At 55.0% G+C, this 2,001-nt stretch carries 2 protein-coding genes; both read left to right on the top strand.

What is annotated here, in order from left to right; translation table 11 throughout:
- Positions 1-866, top strand: an 866-nt coding sequence (gene murB / locus ABT171_RS41480) for a UDP-N-acetylmuramate dehydrogenase (RefSeq protein ID WP_351252122.1), incomplete at its 5' end; no start/stop codon positions are given.
- Entirely contained in the window at positions 863-1,825 is a 963-nt protein-coding gene (birA, locus tag ABT171_RS41475; protein WP_025304935.1) for a bifunctional biotin--[acetyl-CoA-carboxylase] ligase/biotin operon repressor BirA, read from the top strand. The genes murB and birA, both read left to right, overlap by 4 nt.
- Positions 1,826-2,001: the final 176 nt, after the last annotated feature.

The following is a 2,001-nucleotide window of genomic DNA, read 5'->3' as shown; positions in this document are numbered from 1 at the left end:
TGGAGGATTTCTCGGGCACGGTAATGGTCAATCAGTTGAAGGGTATCGATGTTCGAGAAGATAACGATGCCTGGTATCTCCACGTCAGCTCCGGTGAAAATTGGCATGACCTGGTGCAATATACGCTGCAGGCTGGGATCTGCGGCCTGGAAAACCTGGCGTTGATCCCTGGATTGGCCGGTTCCGCCCCTATTCAGAACATCGGCGCCTACGGCGTCGAATTGAAAGACGTCTGCGAGTATGTCGATTTGCTGGACTTCTCTACCGGCGCTATCGATCGCATCCCGGCTGCCGAGTGTGGTTTTGGCTACCGGGAAAGCATTTTCAAGCACCGTTTCCAAACTGGGCATGTCATTGTCGGGCTGGGTCTGCGTCTCAACAAACAGTGGCAACCCAAATTGAGTTACGGCGATCTGGCCAAGCTGGAGCCCACCACGGTGACGCCGCTTCAGGTATTTGAATCCGTATGTGCTATGCGTCGCAGCAAGCTGCCCGATCCGCGCGAAACCGGCAATGCCGGCAGCTTCTTCAAGAATCCTTTGGTGAACGCAGAGAAAGCCGCAGAACTCGTCGCCAAATATCCTGGCATGCCGCATTATCCGCAGCAGGATGGTCAGGTGAAGCTGGCCGCCGGCTGGCTTATCGACCAATGCGAGCTGTTAGGATATCGCATCGGTGGTGCTGCGGTACACCGCCAGCAGGCGCTGGTGCTGGTGAACATCGACAATGCCCACAGCCAGGATGTGGTGGCGCTGGCGCGCCACGTACGCAAGACGGTGGCCGATAAATTCGGTGTGTGGTTGGAGCCTGAGGTGCGCTTTATTGGCGCGACCGGTGAGCTGAATGCCGTGGCGGTGCTGTCATGAAAGATACCAAGGTTCCGTTAAAACTGATCGCGTTGTTGGCCGACGGCGAATTCCATTCCGGGGAACACCTCGGTGAGTCACTCGGCATGAGCCGTGCTGCGATCAATAAGCATATTCAAACCATTCGCGAGTGGGGGCTGGATGTCTTTACCGTGCCTGGCAAAGGGTACAGCTTGCCTGCCCCCATGCCGCTATTGGAGGCGGAACGCATTCTAAAAGGGTTGGACGACAAACGCGTTACCGTGTTGCCGGTAGTCGACTCTACCAATCAATATTTGCTGGATCGTATCGAAACACTACAATCTGGCGACGCCTGCATCGCTGAGTATCAACTGGCTGGCCGCGGTCGTCGTGGGCGCCAGTGGATTTCGCCGTTTGGCGCCAATTTATACCTGTCGATGTTTTGGCGATTGGAACAGGGGCCAGCTGCGGCGATGGGGCTGAGCCTGGTGATCGGCATGGTGATGGCGGAGGTCTTGCAGCGCCTTGGTGCTAAAGACGTGCGAGTAAAATGGCCCAACGACCTCTACCTGAACGATCGCAAATTGGCAGGGATCCTGGTCGAGTTGACAGGAAAAACTGGCGATGCGGCTCAGTTGGTCATCGGTGCTGGCATTAATTTGGCGATGCGGGATACCAATGCCGGGGGGATCAACCAAGGTTGGATCAACCTGCAAGAAGCCGGCATTAACATCGATCGTAATGAGCTGACTGCTACTTTGCTCAATGAATTGCGGCAGTCGTTAAAACAATTCGAGATAGATGGGCTGGGGCCATTCATTGGTCGTTGGCGCACATTGGATAATTTTATCGACAGACCGGTCAAACTGCTGATTGGTGAGCGGCAGATTGTAGGGATCGCACGAGGCATCGATTCGCAGGGGGCACTGCTGCTGGAACAAGATGGGGAGATCAAACCCTTTATCGGCGGAGAGATATCGCTGCGCAGTGCAGAATAGCGAGCGCAACCAAGGGGACGTTACCGTCCCCTTGAGCGATCGGTAGTCTTACTTTCTTAAGCGCACGCTTTCAACGGCATGGTTGGCGCTTTTGGTCATGATCAGGCTGGCGCGTTCGCGGGTAGGTAGTATATTCTGCTGCAAATTCAAGCCGTTAATTTCATTCCACAATTGTG

The organism is Streptomyces sp. NPDC001851 (assembly GCF_040297165.1).
Lineage (GTDB): Bacteria > Actinomycetota > Actinomycetes > Streptomycetales > Streptomycetaceae > Streptomyces.
Note: the sequence above shows the minus strand (reverse complement) of the source record. Positions and strands in the feature narration are given on the sequence as shown.

Excerpts from the sequence above, each read along its gene's own strand:
- birA (WP_025304935.1), top strand. The coding sequence starts at position 863 with ATGAAAGATACCAAGGTTCCGTTAAAACTGATCGCGTTGTTGGCCGAC.